We start from the raw sequence: 23,519 nt of genomic DNA on the forward strand, positions 1-23,519 counted from the left end.
GTCGATCCGCTGTGCGAGGTGCCGATCCACTTTGCGCAGTGACTCGGATCACGGCGGAAATTGCAATCGATGGTGTCCGCGGTCACACTTGTGCCATGTCGACCACATCCAGGTTCGTCCGTTCCGATGATTGGGACGAGGCGTCGCACGTGGTGTCGGACGTCTACTTCCCGCACCGCCTGACTCCGCTGAGCAGAGAGACCGCCGGCAATACGGTCGCGGAAGCCGTGGAGCTGGGCCCGGTGAAAATCACCCGCATCGGATGGGGAGCCGACGTGTCGATCCAGTCGGATCACCCGGGTGCGTACGCGGTGAACGTGCCGTTGTCGGGACACCTGGAGTCGGTGACCGGGAAAACCGAGGTGTCGTCGGCGCCCGGGTCGGGGACCATCTGTCCACCCGACACCACGACGCTCATCACCGACTGGAGTAAGGACTGCTCGATCATCGGGGTGCGGGTCGACCGCGACTACCTACACAGGGAGATGGCGCGGATTCTGGCGCGGCCCGGACTGCGCCTGCCCCCGCAATTCGATCTGACCAGCGAGAACGGTGCCAGTTGGTTGGCGTTGGTGCGGTCACTCCTCGATCAGATGTTGCGTTCGGACGGTGTCTACGCCAACCCCCTCGTCGCCGAGCAGCTGTCGGGGGCGGTCACCACGGCACTGGTCCTGGCAGCGATACCGGACGACGAGACGGCCGGTGCCGGTACCCGGCCGCGCATCGTCAAGCGCGTCATCGACGAGATCCACGCCGACCCCGCGCGGGCGTGGACGGCGGCCGAGATGGCCGAGATCGCGGGCGTCGGGGTTCGGCGCCTTCAGGAGGGATTCCAGGAGTACGTCGGCGTGAGCCCCCGCGACTACCTGCTCGACGTGCGGCTCGAGCGCGTCCACGCCGACCTGCTCCGCGCCGACACCTCGGCCACGGTGTCCGATGTCGCGATGCGGTGGGGGTTCACCCACACCGGCCGGTTCGCGGCGGCGTTCCGGAAGAAGTACGGGGCGGCGCCGTCGGACGTGCTGCGCGGCTGACGTCGTCTGGTCAGTCGCTGTTCGGCCTGGCTACGACAGGGCACCGATCCGGGCGCGGGCCCGCAGCGCGATGAGTTCCCGGGCGTGTGCCTCGAGCCCGCGATCCTCGTCGGACTGCGGAATCCATTGCCGCACTGCGGTTACGGCGCCCTCCTCGTCGATCGCGGCGACCACGGTGAGGCAGTGGGTGGTCAGATTCATCTCGCCCGTGCGCGGATCGCCTGAGCGCACGTGCACCGAGATGTGCATGGTCTGCGCGCCGGTATGGAGCAGTCGGGCATCGACCTCGACGACGTGACCGATCTGGATCGGCCGGTAGAACCGGACCCCACCGGCGTACACCGAGACGCACGGACCGCCGCTCCAGGCGGTACCGCAGAGGTAGGCGGCCTCGTCGATCCAGCGCATCACCGTGCCACCGTGGGTTTTGCCACCCCAGTTGACGTCGGTGGGGGCTGCGAGGAATCGCATGACCGACACGGGTGCCGTGCCCTTGTCCGTGTATTCCTGTCTGCTCATCGCCTCTTCGATGTCGGCGCGGAGCCCGACCCGCATGATCGCCTCGTCGGCTTCGGCGTGGTCCTCGGCGGTGACAGGCAGCCACGGCGGGACGTTTTTCGGCTTACCGGAATCATCGACGGCCACGAAAATCACCAGACAGTTACTGGCCTCGGTGAACTCACCGGTACGCGGGTCTGCGGAAGACACCGTGCACTGGATGTGCATGCTCGATCGGCCCGTGTGCACCAGCCTTGCCTCGACTTCCACCAGGTGACCGGACTCGATCGATCGGGTGAAGCGGATGTTTCCCACGTAGGCGGTGACGCAATAGCCGCCACTCCAGCCGACCGCGCACGCGTAGGCAGCCTTGTCGATCCACTCGAGGATGCGTCCGCCCTGGATCGATCCGCCCAGGGTTGCCACCTCTGTGGGGGCCGCGAGGAAGCGGAGTGTGATGCTGCGGGGAGGGGTGTTCATCGATGTAATCCTCGGGGATGCGACGTGGCCGGCACAAAGCGCGAACCGGGGCGGCGAAACGTCGTTGTCCGCCGATGGCGGGGCAATTATCCCACGGATGCCCCGGACCCACCCGTCCCCGATGTGAACGGGCCGCGGGTTGACGAACCGTGTGACTACAAGCACACTCGATAACGACCGCACAGCGTTCTCGCCGTACGCACAGCGTACGAGAGTGATCGGATCTGATAATGACCTCGACGTCGACCACGTCCGCACCGCACGTGGACCGGGCAAGCCTCGACCACGTCGATCGGGAGTTCTACCTCCCCGCCCAGCGAGTGCTGCCCTGGAAGGCAAACCTCGCGGCACTCCCCGGTGAACCCGGAACTCCGCTGCGCATCACGGGAGTGGTGCGGTCGCGCGACGGCGAAACGTTGTCGGGGGCAGAGCTCGAGGTGTGGCACGCGGACGCCGATGGATGCTATTCCGGGTACTCCGTCGAGATTCTGCGCAACAACCTGCGCGGCATTGTCGTCACCTGCGCCGGGGGTCGCTTCGACATCTCCACCATCAAGCCCGCGCCGTGCGAATTCTCCAGCGTCCCCAGCGATAACGAGGTGGGTCACATCAACGTGATCGTGCATGCGCGCGGTTACCGCTCGCTCGGGACGCGGGTGGTACCGCCACCCGGCGCAACGCACGAGATGTCCTGCGAATTCGTGCTCGACCCGCTGTAGCCGGATCGCAGCTGTCAGCCCGCGAACCCCATGTCGGAGCTGAGGGCGGCCGCGGCGGCGAGGACGCACGGCACGGCCTGTTCCCGGAATTGTGCGGGCGTATTGCGTGCAGTGGAGGTGGAGCAGGCCACCACGCCCACGACGGAGCCCGCCGCGTCCCGGACCGGGGCGGCCAGCGAGATGAGTCCCTTTTCGAGCTCCTCGGACGTCAACGCGAATCCTTGCTCACGAACCTTGGTGAGTTCACGTTCGAGCTCTGCGGCGCTGCCGATGGTGTCGGGTCCGAGTTTGGCGAAGGTCGACTCGCTGACCACGCGTTCGACGACGTCGGCGGGAGCCCACGCGAGCAGTGCGCGCCCCATCGACGTGGCGTACGCGGGGACGCGGGTGCCTACCGAGACGTTGATGCTCATGATCCGGCGGACGGGAACGCGCGCTGCGTAGACCACGTCGGCCCCGTCGAGCACTCCCAGCGAGGCCGACTCCTGAGTCTTCTCCGCCACCTCGAGCAGTCGCGGCATCGCCGCCTCGATGAGGGCGTGCGACTCCGAGTAGTGCTGCCCGATGCTGAGCACGCGGGGCGTGAGTGACCACCGGCCTCCCGAGCCGGCGACGTAACCGAGCTTCTGCAGTGTGAGCAGGATCCGGCGGACCGCGGGACGCGAGAGCCCCGCTTCGGTCGCGAGTTCGGCCAGTGTCGGGTTGGGGCGCTGCGCATCGAAGGCCAGAAGCACTGCGAAGCCACGTTCGATGCTCTGGATGTAGTCGCGATCGTTCTCGGGCATTGCGGCCTCCACCAGCGGTTTCGTCAGGGTGCACGGAAGTTGGGGTTGACATTTCAATGTGACTGCGCGCACAGTAGATATGTACGCACAGCGTGATGATAGTACGCACAGCGTACAGAACGCAAGACCTCGGCGCGTGAACACCCACCGTGTCGCCCACAACTCGAAATCAGCCTTATCCGCTTCCCTCCCAGCCCAAGGAGAAACAGATGACCACCACCGAGAGCCCCACCGCCGCCGGATCCGGCTCCGCAGCCACCGACAAGTTCAAGTCCGAACGCGTCAGCGCCGACACCTCACCGGAGCGGCTCGCGGCGATCGCCAAGGACGCCCTCGGCGCGCTCAACGACGTGATCCTGAAGCACGGCGTCACCTACCCCGAGTACCGCGTGTTCAAGCAGTGGCTGATCGACGTCGGTGAGGGCGGGGAGTGGCCGCTGTTCCTCGACGTGTTCATCGAGCACTCCGTCGAAGAGGTTCTCGCCCGCACCCGCAAGGGAACCAAGGGCAGCATCGAGGGCCCGTACTACATCGCCGGTGCGCCGGAACTGCCCGCCACCTGCACCCTGCCCATGCGCGAGGAAGACAGGAAGATCACCCCGCTGGTCTTCTCCGGCCAGGTCACCGACCTCGAGGGGAACGGGCTCGCCGGCGCGAAGGTCGAGCTGTGGCACGCCGACAACGACGGTTACTACTCGCAGTTCGCCCCGCACCTGCCCGAGTGGAACCTGCGCGGCACGATCATCGCCGACGAGGAGGGCCGCTACGAGATCACCACGATCCAGCCGGCGCCCTACAAGATTCCGACCGACGGCCCGACCGGTCAGTTCATCGAGGCGCAGAACGGTCACCCGTGGCGTCCCGCGCACCTGCATCTCATCGTGTCGGCTCCCGGGAAGGAGTCGGTGACCACGCAGCTGTATTTCAAGGGCGGCGAGTGGATCGACAGCGACGTCGCGTCCGCCACCAAGCCCGAGCTCATTCTCGACCCGAAGACCGGTGACGACGGCAAGAACTACGTCACCTACAACTTCGTGCTCGACCCCGCGTGAGCTGTTCCACCCGTAGAGAGAGTGATTCGATGACCGACCTGTCTATCGTTTCCGTCGAAACGACGATCCTCGATGTGCCGCTGGTGCGTCACCACAAGTTCGCCACCACGTCGATGACGGCGCAGCCACTGCTCCTCGTCGCCGTCACCACCGCGGGCGGCGTGACCGGTTACGGCGAGGGTGTCGTTCCGGGCGGCCCGTGGTGGGGCGGCGAATCGGTGGAGACGATGCAGGCGATCGTCGAGCGTTACATCGTCCCGGTCCTGCTGGGGCGGGGTGTCGACGAAATTACCGGCATCATGTCGGATATCGAAAGGGTGGTCGCGAACGCGCGTTTCGCGAAGGCCGCCGTCGACGTCGCATTGCACGACGCCTGGGCGCGCAGCCTCGGTGTGCCGGTGCATACGCTGCTCGGCGGAGCCTTCCGTGACAGCGTCGAGGTCACCTGGGCTCTCGGCGCCGCTCCCGCCGAGGAGATCGTCGAGGAGGCCCTCGGTCTCGTCGAGTCGAAGCGGCACTTCAGTTTCAAACTCAAGATGGGCGCCCTCGACCCGGAGGTCGACACTGCCCGGGTCGTTCGGATCGCCCAGGCACTGCAGGGCAAGGCCGGCGTCCGGATCGATGTCAATGCCCGCTGGGACCGGCTCACCGCGCTGAAGTACGTGCCCCTCCTCGTCGAAGGCGGCGTCGAACTGATCGAGCAGCCCACCCCCGGTGAACAGCTCGAGGTCCTCGCCGAACTCAACCGGCTCGTCCCCGTCCCCGTGATGGCGGACGAAAGTGTCCAGACGCCGCACGATGCTCTCGAGGTCGCGCGGCGCGGCGCGGCCGACGTCATCGCCGTGAAAACCACCAAATGCGGTGGGCTCAAGCGCAGTCGCGAGGTGGTGGCCATCGCCAAGGCGGCCGGCATCGCCTGCCACGGAGCCACGTCCATCGAGGGGCCGATCGGCACAGCGGCGTCCATTCACTTCGCCTGCTCGGAGCCCGGCATCGACTTCGGTTCCGAACTGTTCGGACCCCTGCTGTTCAGCGAAGAACTGCTGCAGCAACCACTGCAGTACGGCGACGGCAAGGTGCATCTGCCCGAAGGTCCCGGGCTCGGAGTCGAGCTCAACATGGATGCCGTCAAGACTTGGACCAGGAACTGAGGAGAACACCACCCGATGGCACTCTTTCACGTCCGGATGGACGTCAACATTCCCCGCGATCTCGACCCGGACGTCCGGGACGAGACCATCGCCAAGGAGAAGGCCTACTCTCAGGAGCTGCAGCGCTCCGGTAAGTGGCCGGAGATCTGGCGAATCGTCGGAAAGTACAGCAACATCAGCATTTTCGACGTCGACTCGGCCGACGAACTCCACGAAATACTGTGGAATCTGCCGCTGTTCCCCTACATGAACATCGAGATCACCGCGCTCACCCGGCACGGTTCCGACGTCAAGTAGGCGGCTCCGCCGCCCGTGAGTGGTTAACGAGTCCAGGGACTCGTCAACTACTCACGGGGCGTGGAGCGCCTTATCGTTGCTGCGCGAGGAGCCGGTCGACGGCCCGCACGCTGAGGACGTGGTCGAGTGCCATGGTGGCGCTACCGACCACCCCGGACAGCTCCCCGTGCGTCCAGGGCAGAATCTGTAGCTGTTGTGTGGCCACGGCAATAGCATTGCCGTACAGGGTTTCCCGAAGTCCGGCGACGAAAGTGTCGTAGGCCTGTGCCATGTCGCCGCCGACGATGACGACCTCCGGGTTGAGGAGATTGACCACGCCGGACAACACTTCGCCGATCTGACGCCCGCTCTCCCGGATCATGCGCCGCGCCTCCGCGTCGCCCGCGAGCGCCAGCGTGATCACGTCGCGGATGTGGGTGACGTTGCGTCCCTGTCCCTGAAGGTTGCGGACCAAGGCCCACCCACCCGCAACGGCCTCGACACATCCCACGTCGCCGCAGCGGCACACCACACCTTGTGCCGCTGCGGTTTTCGTATGTCCGATTTCACCGGCAGCGCCGAGAGCGCCCCGCTGAAGGGCTCCTCCGGACACGATCCCGGCGCCGAGGCCGGTGGATGCCTTGATCAGGAGCATGTCGGCGAAGTCGCGGCGCTCTCCACGCCGCTCCGCCAGAACCATGACGTTGGCGTCGTTGTCGACGAAGACGGGCGCATCGGTCACCTCGGCGAGAAACGGTTGCAACGGCACTCCGTCCCACCCCGACATCATCGGTGAGTTGAGGCTGCACCCGCGCTCGATGTCGACGGTGCCGGGCAGGCTGATTCCGACTCCCACGGTGCGGCGGGCCGTCCCACCCAGGCTCTCGCGAAGCGAGATCAGACGTTGCGCAATGACCGGCATCAATTCCGCTGGGCTCGTGCCGATTTCCTGCTCGACGTCCTCGACGACGAGGACGTCCCCGGCCAGGTCGCAGATCGCGAGCTGGGTGCGACTCCGGCCGATCGCGGCGGACAGCACCACCCCTGCCTGAACATGGAAGGAGAGCTTGACCGGTGGCCGGCCGCCGGTCGAGACGCCTTCTTCTCGTTCCACGACGAGTCCGGACGCCTGCAGTGTCGAGACGCGGGCCGCCACCGCCGTGCGGGACAGGCCGGTGAGATTCCCGATCTCGGTTCGGGTGGTTGCTTGGCCGTCGCGGATGAGCGCGAAGACGTCGCCGCCCGTCGCCGGGGAAGTAGTCGATCGTGGCGTCGTCCGCATACGGCCATTCAACCAACCCGGACGCTCGACTGACAACGTAAGCGATGCATCTTTGTTCTTGAAAATACTTAAGTCTGTCTTGATTGAGAGCCAAAGGTGCCCTACTCTCGTCTGTGACGGCCCACACATTGGCTTTCAGAGGGAGAATGACATGCCACCTGCGAACACGGTCTTTCCAGCCAAGACGGTGGATCCCTGCGACTTCGTCGTCTTCGGCGGAACAGGCGACCTCGCCGTCCGAAAGCTGCTTCCGGCGCTCTACCTGCGCGATCGCGACGGACAGCTACCACCGGAGACCCGAGTGATCGGCGCCTCGCGAGCGGGCCTCGACACCGAGGGCTACCGGGACAAGGTCCGTGGGGAACTCGCGCGGTTCGTCCCGAATGATCAACTGGATGCGCAGACGTGTGACCGATTTCTCCGTCGGCTCGAGTACGTGAGCGTCGACCTCGCCGATCCCGACACCTGGACGGGCCTCACCGAATGTCTCGCGGGGCGGGAGGAGCTCATCCGAGTCTTCTATCTAGCCTGCGCACCGGGACTGTTCGGGCCGATCTGCGAGAACCTGCAGTTGCACGGCCTTGCGAGTGCGCGGTCCCGGGCGGTACTCGAGAAACCGATCGGACACGACCTCGCCTCGGCGCGCGCCGTCAACGACGCGGTCGGCGCCGTATTCGACGAATCGCAGATCTTCCGCATCGATCATTACCTCGGCAAGGAGAGTGTGCAGAACCTCCTGGTCACTCGCTTCGCCAATACGTTTCTCGAGCCGTTGTGGAATTCCACGTCCGTGGACCACGTGCAGATCAATGTCGCGGAATCACTGGGTGTCGGGAGTCGTGGGGGGTACTACGAGTCGGCCGGAGCGCTGCGCGACATGCTGCAGAACCACCTGCTGCAGCTGCTGTGCCTCGTCGCGATGGAACCACCCACCTACGTCGATCGTGAGACTGTGCGCGACGAAAAGCTGAAGGTGCTGCAAGCGCTGAAGCCCATGAGCCCGGACGATGTCGAACGGTGCACCGTCGCAGGACAGTACGGTCCCGGACTGGCCGAGGGTGTGGCCGTTCCCGGTTACCGAGACGAGGTCGAGAACCCCCACAGTCGCACCGAGACGTTCATTGCCGTGAAGGCCGAGATCCAGAACTGGCGGTGGGCGGGTGTGCCGTTCTACCTGCGCACCGGTAAGCGGATGGACCGCAGATGCTCGGAGATCGTGGTGCAGTTCAAGCCCGTCCCGCACCCGATGTTTCCCGGCAGTGAAGGCCACAGCGAACCCAACCGTCTCGTGATCCAGCTCCAGCCCCACGAGGGCATGCGATTGCACATGACGGCCAAGGAACCCGGCCCCGGTGGTATCCGCCTGCGGCCGGTGTCGTTGGACCTCAACTACATCGAGACGTTCAAGCGGCCCTCACCGGATGCCTACGAGCGGTTGCTGATGGACGTCGTCCGGGGCAACCCCACCCTGTTCATGCGTCGCGACGAGGTGGAGGCAGCATGGGAATGGGTGGAACAGATCCTTGTCGGCTGGAACCGCTCCGAACGGCTCCCGCGCCGGTATCCGGCGGGTACCAACGGACCCACCGACGCCACCACTCTCATCGAGCGCGACGGACGCATCTGGCACGAAGGAGTTCCCGCATGACCGAAACACCCACACCGACTGCCGACGTGCACCCCGTCCTCGCCGCCGTCACCGAGCGGATCATCGAACGCAGCAGGCCCGAGCGCACGATTTACCTGGACCGGATCCGGCAGGCGGGCGACCACGGACCGGCCCGCGGCAAACTGGCCTGCGCGAACCTCGCGCACGGCTTCGCCGCGTCCGGCCCGGCCGACAAGAAGGCGCTGCGCAGCTTCGTCAAGCCCAACATCGCGATCGTCTCGTCGTACAACGACATGCTGTCGGCGCACCAGCCGTTCGAGCACTTCCCGCGACAGCTGAAGGCCGCGGTCATGGAGGCCGGTGGCATCGCCCAGTTCGCCGGCGGTGTTCCCGCGATGTGCGACGGCATCACCCAGGGCCGCGACGGCATGCAGTTGTCGTTGTTCAGCCGTGACGTGATCGCGATGGCGACGGCGATCGGACTGTCGCACGACATGTTCGACGGCGCGCTGATGCTGGGTGTGTGCGACAAGATCGTGCCGGGAATGCTCATCGGCGCACTGGGATTCGGGCATCTTCCGACGATTTTCGTTCCGGCCGGACCGATGACGTCCGGTCTGCCGAACAACGAGAAGTCCCGCGTTCGCCAGCTCTACGCGGAGGGCAAGGCCGAACGTGAGGAACTGCTCGACGCGGAGGCGGCCAGCTACCACGGCGCAGGCACCTGCACGTTCTTCGGCACGGCCAACTCCAACCAGCTCCTCATGGAGGTCATGGGCCTGCACTTGCCGGGGTCGAGCTTCGTCAACCCGGGGACGCCGCTGCGAGACGCCCTCACGTCCGAAGCGGGGAAGCGGGTCACCGGGCTCACCGCGCTGGGCGACGACTACACGCCGGTCGGCGAGGTCGTGGACGAGCGTGCCGTGGTCAACGGCTGCGTCGCGTTGCTCGCGACCGGCGGATCGACCAACCACACCATGCACCTCGTCGCGATCGCCCGGGCCGCGGGCATCACGCTGACCTGGGACGATCTGGCGGAGCTGTCCGCGGTGGTGCCGTTGCTCGCCCGCATCTACCCCAACGGTTCGGCGGACGTGAACCACTTCCACGCCGCCGGCGGCCTCGGCTACGTGGTCTCCTCCATGCTCGATGCGGGCCTGCTGCACGAGAACGTCAAGACCGTTGCCGGCGCCGGACTCCGCCGTTACACGGAAGAGCCGAAGCTGTCCGGTGATGGCGTCGAATGGCAGCCGGGTACGCGAATCAGCCTCGACACCAGCGTGTTGCGCGGACCGGAAGACCCGTTCGACGTCAGCGGTGGGCTCACGATGCTCACCGGAAATCTGGGTTCGTGCGTGATGAAGACGTCGGCCGTTCACCTGGACCACCGCGTGGTGACCGCGCCGGCCAGGGTCTTCGACGACCAGCTCGACTTCCTCGCCGCGTTCGAGGCGGGCACGCTGACAGGCGATTTCGTGGCCGTGCTCCGGTACCAGGGCCCACGCGCCAACGGCATGCCCGAATTGCACAAGCTCACACCGGTACTCGGTGTTCTGCAGGACCAGGGCCGGAGGGTCGCATTAGTCACCGACGGCCGGATGTCCGGCGCCTCGGGCAAGGTGCCGGCAGCTATTCACCTCACCCCGGAGGCGGCCGCAGACGGACCGCTCGCGCGTGTGCGTGACGGCGACCTCCTGACCGTCGATGCCGTGACCGGAACTGTGAACGTGCACCTCGACGACGAAGAACTCGCCGCCCGCCAGGCGACCGGTCGTGCGCTCAGTGCCGACGAGTGGGTCGGCACGGGGCGTGAACTCTTCGCCGGACTCCGCGCCGCCGTCGGACCGGCCACCCAGGGCGCCAGCGTCTTTCATCCCCAACCCGCTTAAGGAGCAATTCCAGTGACTGTCAGTCCTTCTCTCCTCGACCGTGTCCCGGTCATCCCTGTCGTCGTGATCGACGACGTTGCACATGCCGTTCCGGTGGCGCGTGCGCTGGTGGCCGGCGGCATCCCCATGATCGAACTGACCCTGCGCACATCCTGCGCACTCGACGCCATCAAGGCGATCGCGACCGAGGTGCCGGACATTTGCGTGGGTGCAGGCACCATTGTGGAACCGGACCAGGCGGCGCGTGCGGCAGAAGCCGGTGCCCAGTTCCTGGTGTCGCCGGGTAGCACCGAGTCGCTGCTGAAGGCGATGACCGACACCGGTTTGCCGCACCTCCCCGGTGCCGCGACCGTGTCCGAGGTGTTGTTCCTCCTCGAACACGGCTACCGGGAGCTCAAGTTCTTCCCGGCCGAGGCGTCCGGGGGTGCCAAGTTTCTCGGCTCGATCCATTCGCCCGTTCCCGCGGCCAGGTTCTGCCCCACCGGCGGGGTGTCGACCTCGAATGTGCGGGACTACCTGGCACTGCCCAACGTCGGGTGTGTCGGCGGATCCTGGCTCACTCCCTCCGACGCCGTGAAGCAGAAGGACTGGGACCGGATCAGCGCGCTGGCCAGTGAGGCGGCAGCACTCGCTCGTTAGGCCGAGAACGCGCGCGGTACGGTGAGGTCGTGCGAGACAAGGAAAACGGTGATCCAGGACGGCCGGGCTCGCAGTCTTCGCTGAAGTCCGCCAATCAGCACCGAGTGGTGCGTGCCCTGCAGATGTCGGGCGAGCTGACTCAGGCCGAGATCGCCAGGCGCACCGGTTTGGCTCCCGCCACCGTCTCCAACATGGTCAAGGAACTGACCGCGGCCGGAATGGTCACCGTGCCTGACGGCGACCACCCCGGCCAGCGCGGTCGGGCGGTGCGACTGACGCGGAAGATGGGGCTCGCGGTCGGGATCGACTTCGGCCACCGCCACCTCACCGTCGCAGTCGCCGACATGGCACACGATGTCCTGGCCGAGGAGAGAGTCGAACTCGCAGCCGGACATCGCGCCGAAGAAGGCGTGGTGCAGGCGGGCACCCTTCTCGACGCTGCCCTCGACCGTCTCGGCTGCGACCGCACGTCCGTCCTGGCCGTCGGCATGGGCCTGCCTGCGCCGCTCGAGACCGACACCGGTGAGGTCGGTGGCCCGTCGATCCTCCCCGGCTGGGTGGGTGTCGACGCCGCCGCCATCGCGTCCGATCATCTCGGTATCGCCGTCCACGTCGACAACGATGCCAACCTCGGTGTATTGGCCGAGCACATGTGGGGCGCAGGCCGGGGAACCACCGATCTCGCATACATCAAACTGTCCGACGGTGTGGGCGCGGGCCTTGTCCTCGACGGCCGGCTCTACCGTGGAAGAGGCGGCACCGCAGGCGAAATCGGCCACGTTACTCTCGACGAGTTCGGTCAGGTATGCCGTTGCGGCAACCGAGGATGCCTCGAGACGCTCGTCGCCTCCCACGTCGTCATCGCCCTGCTCGAGCCGAGCCGCGGCACCGGCCTGAGTATCGCCGACGTCGTCGCCATGGCCGAGAACGGTGATGCCGCTTGCGTCAGGGTGCTCGCCGACACCGGCAGGCATGTCGGCGTCGCAGCCGCGAGCCTCTGCAACCTCCTCAACCCTGAGCGTCTCGTCATCGGCGGGGAACTCGCCCTGGCGGGCGATTTGCTGCTCGGTCCCCTTCGTGAGGTCCTGGCGCGTTACGCCGTGCCCAGCGCAGTGCGATCGCTCGAGGTTCGCGTCGCCGAGTTGGGCTCCCGGGCCCAGGTGCTCGGTGCCGTCGCGCTGGGCTTGCGTTCTGCACTGCCCTCCTGACCGGCACCGCCCGCCTGGCTGACAGCATTCATTTCCGAACATCACACTCGGTATTTTCGGGTTTCTATGTTCATAGGTTGACGATTCGCGGCTTTCTTGCCTACTGTGGTCCACACCACATTTATTGCGTGCGCCTTCGCCGCGCGGCGGGTCTCGGCCTCGCATACACCCCCTTCCTCCCCGAGGAGTCCCATGACCGAAAACGTTCTGTCACCCGGCGCAAAGGTGCCGCCCAGCGACACCGGGGAGGGCACAGCTGTGCCCTTCCGGATCGCGGCTGTCGCTGCCTTGGGCGGCCTCTTGTTCGGATACGACAGCGCGGTGATCAACGGCGCGGTCTCGGCGATCGAAGGCAAGTTCCAGGTCGAGTCGGCCTTGCTCGGCTTCGCCATCGCTTCGGCCCTGCTGGGCGCGGCCGCGGGCGCCATGGTGGCCGGCCGCATCGCCGACCGGTACGGACGGCTCGTCACGATGCAGGCTGCCGCGGTGATGTTCCTGCTCAGCGCGCTGGGGACGGGGTTCGCCCCTGATGTCGAAGTCCTCGTGGTGTTCCGCATCGTGGGCGGCCTCGGTGTCGGCTTGGCCTCGGTGATCGCCCCCGCGTACATCGCGGAAATTTCTCCGGCCCGGGTGCGGGGACGCCTGGGTTCACTGCAGCAGCTCGCGATCGTCACCGGCATCTTCGTCTCGCTCCTCGTCGACTACGCGCTGGCCGCCCTCGCCGGCGGGTCCCAGGAGGAATTGTGGTTCGGACTCGAAGCCTGGCGGTGGATGTTCCTCGCCATGTGCGTTCCCGCGCTCGCGTACGGACTGCTGTCGCTGACCATCCCCGAATCGCCCCGCTACCTGATCGCCCAGGGTCGTCTCGGTGAGGCCCGCGGCGTTCTCGCAGTGCTTCTCGGGGAGAAGGGTCTCGACCTCAAAGTCGAGAGCATTCGTGCCACTCTTGCTCGCGAGAACGAACCCTCCATCAGGGACCTGAAGGGGTCGGCGTTCGGTCTCCTGCCGATCGTGTGGATAGGGATCGGTCTGTCGGTCTTTCAACAGTTCGTCGGCATCAACGTGATCTTCTACTACTCGAGCGTGCTGTGGCAGGCGGTCGGTTTCGACGAGGGCAGTTCGCTGCAGATCACCGTCATCACCGCGGTGGTCAACATCGCGACCACTCTCATCGCGATCGCGTACATCGACCGGGTGGGCCGTCGACCGCTCCTCATCATCGGCTCGGCCGGTATGGCCGTGACACTGGCGACCATGGCCGTCATCTTCGGCACCGCTTCCACCACCGTCGTGAACGGGGTGACAACTCCCCAGCTCACAGGTCTGCAGGGGCCGATCGCGCTGATCGCCGCCAACCTCTTCGTGGTGGCCTTCGGAATGTCGTGGGGACCCGTGGTCTGGGTCCTGCTCGGAGAGGCCTTCCCCAACCGCATCCGGGCGGCGGCTCTGTCCCTGGCTGCCGGTGCGCAGTGGGCGGCGAACTGGCTGATCACCGTGAGCTTCCCGTCGATGAAGGATTTCTCGCTCGGCATCTCCTACGGCTTCTACGCCGTGTGCGCGGTGTTGTCGCTCGTCTTCGTCCTCCGCTGGGTCAAAGAGACCAAGGGCGTCGAACTCGAAGCCATGCAATCGGATCCGGTGGTGTAGATACTCAGCGCTCGGCGTCGTCCTTCAGTTCTTCGATCGCGGTGGCGGATTCGGTGACGATCGCCCGCATGGCCGCCTCCGCGGCAGCCGCATCGCCCCTCTGAACGGACGAAGCGACGACGCCGTGGAGCGCAATGGCCTCGTCTTCGGCGACGTGCGGCATGAGCGAATGCCGGGTCCTGCCCTCGAGAACCTCCACCACGATCTGCGACATCGCCCTCAGTAAGGGATTGCCCGAGGCGGCCAGCAACGTCCGATGAAAGTCGGAGTCGTGGCCGAGATAGGCGTCGGTGTCCGCAGCCCGGGCGGTGGACGCCATGCCGATCACTGCCGCTGTGAGCGCGCCACACTGTTCCGGTGTGGCGCGCTCTGCTGCGAGACGGGCCGCGAGAGGCTCGATACCCGACCGCAACTCGCTCAGACTGGACAGCTGCTCGAAGCGCTGTGGCCCGGCCAGCTTCCATCGAATGACGCTGGGGTCGAGGGAGTTCCAGTGGTCCTCGCCGAGGACGGTGATGCCTACTCTGCGCCGCACCGCGAGAAGTCCCAGAGATTCGAGTACGCGCACCACTTCCCGGACCACGGTGCGGGAGACGGAGTACTGCGTCACCACGTCGTCGGCCGAGATGCGGGTGCCGGGCGCGACGACACCCGCCACGATGTCGCTTCCCAACCGGTCGAGCACCGTCTCGTGCAATTGCCGGTACTCGACGGCGTCTGAGTTGGTCATTCGCCGATGCTCCCATGGTCGCCCGCACTGAACACACATTGACGCCCATCTTCGCTTCTAAGTACTACGTAATGGCAGCGCATCTTGTAATCGTAGGATTTATGAGGCAAAGTGACGGGCGTCACGAACATGGGTCGAGTCCACCACCGATAACCCGGGAGCAACAGATGGGTACCGCTTCACTACTCGCCGCCGCGGACAGCGCCGGTCATGACGCGCGCTTGATCACGGCCGCCGTCGTCGGCGTCGCCGCCATCATCGCGATGATCACCTGGCTCAAGCTGCATCCCTTTCTCGCGTTGGCGATCGGTGCCGTCGGTGTCGGTATCGCCGCCGGGCTCGGAGCCACGGACTCGGTGGCCGCCTTCGTGGAGGGCTTCGGCGCGACGATGGGAAGCGTCGGCATCCTCATCGGGTTCGGCGCAATGTTCGGAAAATTGCTTGCCGACTCCGGTGGCGCAGATCGGGTGGTCGACACGCTCGTCGGACGTTCCGGGCCACGCACACTGCCCTGGATGATGGCTCTGGTCGGCGCGGTCATCGGATTACCGATGTTCTTCGAGATCGGCCTCGTACTGCTGATGCCGGTGATCATCTTGGTAGCTCGACGGTCGGGCCTGTCGCTGATGCGCATCGCCATCCCCACCCTCGCCGGTTTGTCGGCCATGCACGGCCTCGTCCCACCGCACCCCGGACCGCTCGTCGCGGTGTCGGCCCTCAACGCCAATCTGGGGCTCACCCTCGCGCTCGGTGTGGTCGTGGCCATTCCCACCGTGATCGTGGCCGGCCCGCTGTTCAGCAAGCTGGCGGCGCGCTGGGTGGACGTGCCGGTACCCGAGCTCTATGTCACCACCGAGGACCTCGAGGGTGCCGAGGCAGCGGCCGAGCGTCAGCGCCCCGGTTTCGCGGCGACCCTCGCCGCCATTCTGCTGCCCGTCGTCCTGATGCTGGGTAAGGCCATCGCCGACGTCATCGCCCCCGATTCGGAGGCCGCCGCCAAGAACCTGCTCGACTTCCTCGGAACCCCGGTCGTCGCCCTCGGACTGGCCGTGCTCGCCGGGATGGCGCTACTCGGCCGCGGTGGCGGTATGGACCGCAAGGCCATTGCGTCGTCGCTCGAGAGTTCGCTGCCCCCGATCGCGGGAATCCTTCTCATCGTCGGAGCGGGCGGCGGATTCAAGCAGGTTCTCATCGACACGGGTATCGCCGATGTGATCGCCGAAGCCATCAAGGGCAGCGCTCTTCCGGTGCTGTTCCTCGCCTGGCTGGTCGCGGTGTTGATCCGCGTCGCCACAGGTTCGGCCACCGTCGCGACTGTCACCGCATCAGGGATTCTCGCCCCGGTCGCTGCCGAACTGACGTCCACCCACGTGTCGTTGATGGTTCTCGCCATCGGCTCCGGATCACTTTTCCTTTCCCACGTCAACGACGCCGGCTTCTGGCTCGTCAAGGAATATCTGGGAGTCTCGGTGGTCCAGAACCTGAAGACGTGGACGGTGATGGAGTGCATCATTTCCGTGACCGGCCTGGCCGGTGTCCTCGCGCTGAGCGCATTCATCTGAGGGATAGACCAATGACGCGTAACGACAGAGCAATTCCGGTACTGGTACTGATGGGTGTGTCCGGGTCGGGGAAGTCCACGGTGGCCGGGATTATCGCCGGCGCCATGGGATGGGACCTGCAGGAGGGTGACGCCCTGCATCCGCCGGCGAATGTCGCGAAGATGGCGTCCGGGCAGCCGTTGACCGACGAGGACCGGTGGCCGTGGCTCGACCTGATCGCGGCCTGGATCAAGGACCACACCGACAAGGGTCTCCCGGGAATCATCACGTGCTCGGCCCTCAAGCGCAGCTATCGTGACGTGCTGCGCGGCGATCAGGTCGTGTTCGTCCATCTCGCCGGCTCGAGAGAACAGATCGGGCAGCGACTGACCACCCGGCTCGACCATTTCATGCCGGCTTCGCTCCTCGACACGCAGATTTCGACGCTCGAGCCGATCGAACCGGACGAGAACGCCATCGTCGTCGACGTGGGTGGTTCGCCCACGGAGGTGGCCGCCGACATCATCGCGCAGCTCGAGCGCCGATTGGAGAGCTGAACTTCGGGTACTCGGAACCGAAATCCGGGGGCGAGGTTGGAGGGTGCATGCAGACACGCGGATCGACGGTGTGGCACTGGGACGTCAGTCGGCGAGCGCGGCTGACGTTTCTCTTCGCCCGGACCGTGATCAAGCCGTTGTTCACGGTGTGGCCGACCACGGACCGTGCCCTGCAACTCCTGGCCGTCATCGACGAGTTGACCGACCGGTTGCCCAAGCCGAACGGCCTCGACATCGAGAAGATCACTCTCGGCGGGGTGCCGTGCGAGAAGATCACGCATCCGCGACGCTCCACCGGCGCGCTCGACGGCGCCACCATCGTCTACTTCCACGGCGGCGGCTTTGTATTCTGCGGGCTCGCTACCCACCGCGCCCTGTGCGGACTCCTCGCCGCGCGCACGGGTGTGCCGGTCGTATCGGTGGAATATCGCCAGCTCCCGGAGGCGGCAATCGGAACGTCGCTCGTCGACGCGATGACCGCGTACACCGAAGTTCTGAAGCAGTGTGAGGATCCGACGAGGGTGATCGTCGCCGGAGATTCCGCCGGGGGATACCTCGCGATGAAGGTGGCCGAGGTGGCTGCGCTGCGAAATCTCGTGCCGCCTGCCGCGGTGATCGGCTATTCCCCGTTGCTCAATCTCGATCTCGAGGACCATGATCCCGAGTTCATGAAGCGCGACGCCTATCTGCCGATGTCGCAGGTGGCCAAGCTCAAGGACCGATGGCTGGCCGGTCCGGACGACATTCCCGGCGCGCAATCCCCGGTGAATGCCGACCCGGGACTTTTCCCGCCGGTCTTTCTCACCGCTGCCGAATACGAGCTCATGCGTCCCGATGTGGAGATTCTCACCGACAAGTTCGACCGCGCGGGGCAGGACATCGAGACGCATTTGTGGAGTGGCCAGATCCATGCCTTCCCGGTGATCGGCAAGGCGCTGAAGGAAAGTCGGGTAATCATCGACCTCACCGCCGACTTTGCGGCCCGGGCACTGTCGCGGTCGAGGCAGCGCTCGGCCTGAGTCGAACGCCGCCTCCAATCAGCTACGCCGGGTTGATTACTCGGCGAAGCAACGGTGAGACGGTGACCAGGAGCCCAGCCAGCGCGACCCCGGTGACGAGTACCAGACCCGAATGGAACTGGTGGAAGCCGGTGCCGCTGATGCTGGTCGCGGCATGCGAGCCGGCGGTGACCAGCGCAGTCGTGAGTGCCAGAACGAGTGCGGCACCCACCTGTGCAGAGGTCTGCACCAGTCCCGACGCCAGGCCCTGCTCGGAGTCGTCGACGCCCGACGTGGCCTGGGCCATGATCGACGTGAATCCGAAAGCGAACCCCACCCCCAGCAGAATCACACTGGGCAGGATGGCGAAAACGTAGTTCGGATCGTCACTACCGGCGAAGAGGAACCACAGGTAGCCCAGGCTCAGGGACGTCAGCGCGGCGATGATCATGCGCGCCGTGCCGAAAGCATCGATGAGCCGTCCGACGAACGGCGATCCGAAGGCCACGATCACGCCGGCGGGGAGCAGGCCCAGGGCCATCTCCAGGGGCGACCAGCCCAATACCGACTGCAGGAAAATGGTCATCATGAATTGGAAGCTCAGGTAGGAGCCGAACAGTGCGACGATGCTGAGATTTGCGCGAACGATCGTTCCCACCCGCAGGATGCTCAGCCGCACCAGTGGGTGTGCCACCCGCTGCTCCACCACGAAGAACGATGCGAGAAGTGCTGCGGCCAGGGCGAAGGACCCCAGAGTGAGCGGTTCCGACCATCCGCGCGCCGGCGCCGACACGACGGTGTACACGGTGAGCAGCATCCCGGACACCAGTGTCGCTGCTCCGACCACGTCGTGCCCACCGGTGTCGGCGGCTCGATCGCGCGGAATCAGGATGGTGCCGGCCACCAGTGCCAGAACTGCGAACGGCACGGGCATGAGGAAGGTCCAACGCCAGCCGGCGCTGGTCAGGAGGCCACCCAGGATCAGCCCGGACGAGTAGCCGCTTGCTCCGAACACCGAGAAGATCGACAACGCCCGGTTGCGCGCCGGGCCTTCCTTGAACGTCGTCGTGAGAATCGACATCGCGGTCGGCGCGGTGAACGCCGCGGCCAGTCCCTTGACGAAGCGGCTGGCGATGAGCAGCGTGCCGTTGTCGACGAGACCGCCGACCAGGGACGCGACGGCGAACACGGTGAGGGCGATCAGGAACACCCGACGCCGCCCGAGCAGGTCGGCGGTGCGGCCACCAAGTAACAGCAGTCCGCCGAATCCCAGGACGTAGCCGTTGATAATCCATTGCAGCGAGGTAGTCGACAGTCCTAGTTCAGTGCCGATGGAGGGCAGCGCGACGCCCACCATCGACACGTCCAGACCGTCGAGAAACATTACGAGGCACAGCACGGCGAGGATGCCCCAGAGGCGGGGAGTCCAGGTCTGCTCGGTCGGCGAGGTGGTCTCGAGGATAGTCACAGAAGGGAATGTAGATGCACATGCAATCAATGCGCAAGCACTAATTTCGTCCGCATTTAATTCCTTTGCATCTAAATCGGTCGCGCGCTAGGATGCGGACATGGGATCGAATGCAGACCTGCGCGACACGTGGAGGCTGCTTGCAAGCAGGTACAACGACATAGCCTGCGAGTTGGACCGTGAGATGCAACACGCTCACAGCTTGAGCATGAGTGATTTCGAGACGCTCGACCGCCTCATGGATGCCACCTGTGACCGGCCGCGCATGCAGGACCTGGCCGCAGAGATGTACCTCAGCCCCAGCGCGTTGTCCCGCAGCGTGGCCAGACTCGAGAAAGCCGGCCTCGTCGCCCGTTCCTTGTGTGAAGCAGATCGGAGGGGCGTGTTCGTGGACGTCACCGAACACGGGCGGCAGGTGCACGCCGACGCCAAGAAGATTCAGTTGGCCGTTCTCAACGAAAAGCTCTCGGACGCAACCTGACCGTCAGGTGAGTGACGTCGGAGTGAGGTAGTCGTCGGAGGGGAATTCGCCGTCCACCACGGCGGTGACAACCGTGTTTTCGAGAGTGATGGCCCCGCCGTGATTGTCGAGAAACGCGGTGTCGGCGGCGTCGCGACCCGTCGCGATCCGCATCAAAGATTCACGCGGGGCGAGTTGCGTTGCGTCGACCACCCGCCATTGCTCGTCGACGAACGCCTCGACCACAGCATGAAAATCCATCGGATTACACCCCGGTGCGTACACCGCCACGAGGCGGGCAGGAATGGTGACGGCGCGCAGAAGTGCCACGGTGAGGTGTGCGAAGTCACGGCATACCCCAGCGCCGGAAAGCATGGTGTCTACCGCGCTGTCGGTGGATCTACTCGATCCACCCTGGTACAGCAACCGTGACCCGACCCAGTTCGTGATGTCCTGCACGAGTTCGGCCTTCGGCTTGGATAGATCGAACTCGCCGCCGGTGAATCCGAAGAACTTGTCCGCCTCGGCATATCGACTGGGCCGCAGATACTTCGAGATGTCGTAGTCGGTGACCGGAGGCGGATCGCCCTTGCCCGCAACCGAAGCCGAGTACTCGACGCGCAGTGATCCCGGCGCTACCTCGAGCAGGTGCACCCGAGTACCGTGCTCTGCCAGGATCTCCCGTGCATCGATCCGGTCGCCGTCGAGAGTGAACGTCAGCGACTCCGACAATTCGGAGGCCGGATTCCGCGCCACCGCAATCTTGAACTCGAGACTGGTGGCGTCGGTGACCTCGATGTCGAGAGTGGCGGAGACGTGACGTTTCATCAGCCCATCCTGACATCCCCCGAACAGGTGTGCAGTGCACCCCTGCCGCGGACGCGCGCGGTCAGCTCTGAACGCGGGGACGCAACCAGTTCACCAGGTCGTCGAGAACCTCTTCGTTCTCAGGTTCGTTGTACACCTCGTGGTAGAGGTTTTCGTAGATCTCGACCGTCAGATCCGGGGAACCGGCGTACTCGGCGATCAGTTCGGTACCACGGACGCTGGCGAGTCCGTCCTCCTTGCCGTGCTGGAGCAGGAGCGGGACAGTCAACGATGGCAGCCGCTCGGGCAGCTTCTCGGCGGTGACGATCATGCCGCGGGCGATGCCGGCAGGAACCTTCCCGTGATGCACCAGCGGATCATCCTCGTAGGCCGACACGACAGCCGGATTGCGGGAGATGAGTTTCGCGTCGAGTGACTCCACCGGCAGCCCGGGGAGGAAACGGCCCACGAGCTTGCCGATCTCGACGACCACCCGCGGCGTCCCGCTGGTGATGTCGACGGCGGGCCCCGACAGCATCAAAGCCTTCAAGTCCTGCTGATGATCGAGCGCGTAGGACAGGGCGATGGCGCCCCCCATGCTGTGGCCCAGGAGGAAACGATCGGTGCCGGGCCAGTCGGTGGATGCAATACCGAACAGCTGGTGCAGGTCGTCGGTGAACTCGGTCCAATCTCGCAGGTGAACTCGCTTGCCACCCGATCGTCCGTGGCCACGATGGTCGGGAGTGTAAATCGCGAGGTCGAGTTCGCCGAGCCGCTCGATCACGTGGTCGTAGCGCCGGGCATGCTCGCCGAATCCGTGGCAGAGGACCAGCACGCCGCGGGGGCGACGGTCCGGGAGCCACACGTCGTAGGCGATGCGGACTCCACCGACACCGGCGAAGGATGATTCTCGATGGTGCATGACGCCCCTTCGTTGTCCCAGTTCGACGACGACTCAGATCATCGCACGGTAAGGGGGCTCGGCAAGGCGTGAATCACGGGACGCGCGGGATCATTTCTCGAAGGGTTTCCCTTTCGGGCCCTTCGACAAGAGGTCGATGACACTGGTCGAGGTGCGCCGTCGCAGCCAACCGCGCGGACCGTCCGCACTCAGCGCGGCATGGGCGGCATTCAGCCCGCAGACGCCGTGGACGCCACCGCCTGGGTGAGCTGAGGAACTGCCCAGGTAGAGACCGCTGATCGGCGTCTCTGCGCGGGCATTGCCCGGTCCTGGCCGAAACACCAGCTGCTGGTGGAGCTGCGCAGTCCCGCCGTTCACGGCGCCCCCGACGAGGTTGGCATTGGACGCCTCCAAATCGGAGGGTCGCTGGACGACGCGCCCGACGACGATGTCCTTGAACCCGGGCGCGTGCGCCTCGAGCACGTCGTCCACCCGCTGTGCCAGCAATTCGGCGGACGCGTCGTCGCTGACGCCGCGCGGAAGATGCGTGTATGCCCACGCACTTTCGGTGCCCTCGGGTGATCTCGTCGGATCCGAGGTGGTCATCTGACCGAACAGCAGGAACGGAGTCTCGGGAACGGTTCCGGTGGTCAGATCGGCCATCCAATGCACGAGTCCGTCGTCGCCGGCTCCCAGATGGACGGTGCCTGCCCCGGCAAGGCTGGCGGAACGCCATGGGATCTTGTGAGAGAGCGCATAATTCACCTTGACTACCGGTGTGTCCCATTCGAAGTGCCGTAGATCGTCGCGCAGCCGGGACGAGACCGCGGCGTCCGGGAGCAGCGATCCGTAGAGGGCCGGTGCCGAGACATCGGCGACCACGGCCCGGCGCGCGAGGAAATGTGCACCCGACGCCGTTCGCACGCCGACGGCGCGCCCGGCACGCACGTCGATGGCGGTGACCGCATCGTTGTAGTGATACTGCGCGCCGGCGCGTTCTCCTCGCCGCACCATGGCGGCTGCCAGCTCACCCGCCCCACCCATCGGCACGGGGTAGCCGTGGTCCTGGGCGAGCATCGTCAGGATGTAACCCATGACGCCGCTGCCGGCGGAGTCGGGCGGAACGTCGGCGTGCATCGCGTTGCCGAGCAGCAGCACGCGGGCCGCCTCGCTGCGGAACAGCTCGTGGGCCATCCGCCGGGCAGGAAGCAGGAGGAATCGAGCCAGCCGCAGAGTATCCGCGGTGCCCAGTTGCCGCAGCAGGCGACCCGGGCCCCGCACGGGCGGGAACGGGCTGAACAAGGTGTTGATCAACGGGTCCTTGATGTCGTGCCATTGCTCGACCAGCTGCATCCACGCGTCACCGTCACCGGGCTGCCTGCGTTCGAGATCCGCGGCGGTGTCCGCGGGATCCGGATGGATGACGGGCGCATCCTCGTCGTCTGCCGACCGGGCGTGTCCGAGGGCTTTGGGTGCGTAACTCCACCGCAGCCCGTGCGCTTCGAGGTCGAGCCCGCGGATCGCAGGGGAGACCTCAGACAGCGGATAGAAGGCGCTGAACAGGTCGGAACAGTATCCGGGCACGAGCTCCGCGGATCGCACGGCGCCACCAGCTGTGGGCTGTGCCTCGACAACTGCGACATCCCACCCTGCGTCCGCCAGAGTCGCGGCAGCGACGAGGCCGTTGGGGCCGGATCCGATGACCACTGCGTCGACGTTGTTCACTCTCTCAGCCTGACAGAAAACCCGGTAGGCCGCAGCCTGCCCGTCGAATGGCTATGGCTGGGC

22 protein-coding genes are annotated in these 23,519 nt (G+C 65.8%); 14 read left to right on the plus strand and 8 right to left on the minus strand.

The genetic code is table 11. From position 1 onward, the window contains the following. The first annotated feature begins 95 nt into the window (after positions 1-95). Entirely contained in the window at positions 96-1,034 is a 939-nt protein-coding gene (locus tag HYG77_RS19290; protein ID WP_208960273.1) for an AraC family transcriptional regulator, read from the plus strand. A gap of 30 nt (positions 1,035-1,064) precedes the next feature. On the opposite strand, the gene HYG77_RS19295 is transcribed toward HYG77_RS19290, so the two are convergent. After that, on the minus strand, positions 1,065-2,012 hold the full coding sequence (locus tag HYG77_RS19295) for an acyl-CoA thioesterase (RefSeq protein ID WP_208960274.1): 948 nt from the start codon (positions 2,010-2,012) through the stop codon (positions 1,065-1,067). A gap of 230 nt (positions 2,013-2,242) precedes the next feature. Here HYG77_RS19295 and HYG77_RS19300 point away from each other — a divergent pair, with 230 nt between their 5' ends. Beyond that, entirely contained in the window at positions 2,243-2,731 is a 489-nt protein-coding gene (locus HYG77_RS19300; protein ID WP_109333830.1) for an intradiol ring-cleavage dioxygenase, read from the plus strand. A gap of 14 nt (positions 2,732-2,745) precedes the next feature. Here HYG77_RS19300 and HYG77_RS19305 read toward each other — a convergent pair whose 3' ends face one another. Beyond that, the gene (locus HYG77_RS19305) at positions 2,746-3,516 is read right to left on the minus strand and encodes an IclR family transcriptional regulator C-terminal domain-containing protein (protein ID WP_208960275.1); all 771 of its coding nucleotides are present in this window, start codon (positions 3,514-3,516) and stop codon (positions 2,746-2,748) included. Positions 3,517-3,725: 209 nt separating this feature from the next. Between HYG77_RS19305 and catA the strand changes: the two genes are divergently transcribed. The 3 genes from catA to catC are packed head-to-tail and all read left to right on the plus strand — an operon-like array spanning position 3,726 to position 6,016. Then, the gene (catA, locus tag HYG77_RS19310; RefSeq protein WP_208960276.1) at positions 3,726-4,568 is read left to right on the plus strand and encodes a catechol 1,2-dioxygenase; all 843 of its coding nucleotides are present in this window, start codon (positions 3,726-3,728) and stop codon (positions 4,566-4,568) included. Positions 4,569-4,597: 29 nt separating this feature from the next. Beyond that, the gene (locus tag HYG77_RS19315) at positions 4,598-5,719 is read left to right on the plus strand and encodes a muconate/chloromuconate family cycloisomerase (RefSeq protein ID WP_208960277.1); all 1,122 of its coding nucleotides are present in this window, start codon (positions 4,598-4,600) and stop codon (positions 5,717-5,719) included. A gap of 15 nt (positions 5,720-5,734) precedes the next feature. After that, entirely contained in the window at positions 5,735-6,016 is a 282-nt protein-coding gene (gene catC / locus HYG77_RS19320) for a muconolactone Delta-isomerase (RefSeq protein WP_109333824.1), read from the plus strand. A 70-nt stretch (positions 6,017-6,086) separates the two neighbouring features. Here the strand turns inward: catC and HYG77_RS19325 are convergent, their stop codons facing one another. Next, positions 6,087-7,277, minus strand: a complete 1,191-nt coding sequence (locus tag HYG77_RS19325) for an ROK family transcriptional regulator (protein WP_109333822.1) — start codon at positions 7,275-7,277, stop codon at positions 6,087-6,089. Between the two features lie 151 nt (positions 7,278-7,428). Here HYG77_RS19325 and zwf point away from each other — a divergent pair, with 151 nt between their 5' ends. The 5 genes from zwf (at position 7,429) to HYG77_RS19350 (ending at position 14,269) form a co-directional block, all read left to right on the plus strand. Further along, on the plus strand, positions 7,429-8,925 hold the full coding sequence (gene zwf, locus HYG77_RS19330; protein ID WP_109333820.1) for a glucose-6-phosphate dehydrogenase: 1,497 nt from the start codon (positions 7,429-7,431) through the stop codon (positions 8,923-8,925). After that, positions 8,922-10,775, plus strand: a complete 1,854-nt coding sequence (gene edd, locus HYG77_RS19335; RefSeq protein WP_208960278.1) for a phosphogluconate dehydratase — start codon at positions 8,922-8,924, stop codon at positions 10,773-10,775. The genes zwf and edd overlap by 4 nt, the downstream gene beginning before the upstream one ends. Positions 10,776-10,787: 12 nt before the next feature. Then, complete coding sequence (gene eda / locus HYG77_RS19340; RefSeq protein ID WP_109333816.1) at positions 10,788-11,414, plus strand: bifunctional 4-hydroxy-2-oxoglutarate aldolase/2-dehydro-3-deoxy-phosphogluconate aldolase; 627 nt, start codon at positions 10,788-10,790, stop codon at positions 11,412-11,414. A gap of 29 nt (positions 11,415-11,443) precedes the next feature. Further along, complete coding sequence (locus HYG77_RS19345) at positions 11,444-12,622, plus strand: ROK family transcriptional regulator (RefSeq protein WP_109333815.1); 1,179 nt, start codon at positions 11,444-11,446, stop codon at positions 12,620-12,622. A 192-nt stretch (positions 12,623-12,814) separates the two neighbouring features. Continuing rightward, complete coding sequence (locus tag HYG77_RS19350; RefSeq protein WP_244372948.1) at positions 12,815-14,269, plus strand: sugar porter family MFS transporter; 1,455 nt, start codon at positions 12,815-12,817, stop codon at positions 14,267-14,269. A 4-nt stretch (positions 14,270-14,273) separates the two neighbouring features. Here the strand turns inward: HYG77_RS19350 and HYG77_RS19355 are convergent, their stop codons facing one another. Then, positions 14,274-14,999 (minus strand): FCD domain-containing protein, encoded by a 726-nt coding sequence (locus tag HYG77_RS19355; protein WP_109333811.1) that lies wholly within the window; start codon positions 14,997-14,999, stop codon positions 14,274-14,276. A 167-nt stretch (positions 15,000-15,166) separates the two neighbouring features. Between HYG77_RS19355 and HYG77_RS19360 the strand changes: the two genes are divergently transcribed. The 3 genes from HYG77_RS19360 to HYG77_RS19370 are packed head-to-tail and all read left to right on the plus strand — an operon-like array spanning position 15,167 to position 18,116. Further along, positions 15,167-16,561, plus strand: coding sequence for a gluconate:H+ symporter (locus HYG77_RS19360; protein ID WP_208960279.1), 1,395 nt, complete (start codon positions 15,167-15,169; stop codon positions 16,559-16,561). An 11-nt stretch (positions 16,562-16,572) separates the two neighbouring features. Then, complete coding sequence (locus tag HYG77_RS19365; protein ID WP_208960280.1) at positions 16,573-17,097, plus strand: gluconokinase; 525 nt, start codon at positions 16,573-16,575, stop codon at positions 17,095-17,097. 47 nt (positions 17,098-17,144) lie between these two features. Next, positions 17,145-18,116: an alpha/beta hydrolase gene (locus tag HYG77_RS19370; RefSeq protein ID WP_109333805.1), complete on the plus strand. Its 972-nt coding sequence runs from the start codon at positions 17,145-17,147 to the stop codon at positions 18,114-18,116. A 22-nt stretch (positions 18,117-18,138) separates the two neighbouring features. Here HYG77_RS19370 and HYG77_RS19375 read toward each other — a convergent pair whose 3' ends face one another. Further along, entirely contained in the window at positions 18,139-19,563 is a 1,425-nt protein-coding gene (locus HYG77_RS19375; protein ID WP_109333803.1) for an MFS transporter, read from the minus strand. Positions 19,564-19,663: 100 nt separating this feature from the next. Here HYG77_RS19375 and HYG77_RS19380 point away from each other — a divergent pair, with 100 nt between their 5' ends. Then, on the plus strand, positions 19,664-20,044 hold the full coding sequence (locus HYG77_RS19380; RefSeq protein ID WP_109333801.1) for a MarR family transcriptional regulator: 381 nt from the start codon (positions 19,664-19,666) through the stop codon (positions 20,042-20,044). A gap of 3 nt (positions 20,045-20,047) precedes the next feature. Here the strand turns inward: HYG77_RS19380 and HYG77_RS19385 are convergent, their stop codons facing one another. The 3 genes from HYG77_RS19385 to HYG77_RS19395 form a co-directional block, all read right to left on the minus strand. Continuing rightward, a complete protein-coding gene (locus HYG77_RS19385; RefSeq protein ID WP_109333799.1) occupies positions 20,048-20,851 on the minus strand; it encodes a transglutaminase family protein in 804 nt (267 codons plus the stop codon). A gap of 61 nt (positions 20,852-20,912) precedes the next feature. Continuing rightward, a complete protein-coding gene (locus HYG77_RS19390) occupies positions 20,913-21,752 on the minus strand; it encodes an alpha/beta hydrolase (RefSeq protein WP_208960281.1) in 840 nt (279 codons plus the stop codon). Between the two features lie 90 nt (positions 21,753-21,842). Beyond that, the gene (locus HYG77_RS19395) at positions 21,843-23,456 is read right to left on the minus strand and encodes an NAD(P)/FAD-dependent oxidoreductase (RefSeq protein ID WP_109333795.1); all 1,614 of its coding nucleotides are present in this window, start codon (positions 23,454-23,456) and stop codon (positions 21,843-21,845) included. Between the last annotated feature and the right edge of the window lie 63 nt (positions 23,457-23,519).

Source organism: Rhodococcus sp. ZPP, from assembly GCF_017656075.1.
Classification (GTDB): Bacteria; Actinomycetota; Actinomycetes; order Mycobacteriales; family Mycobacteriaceae; genus Rhodococcus_F; species Rhodococcus_F oxybenzonivorans.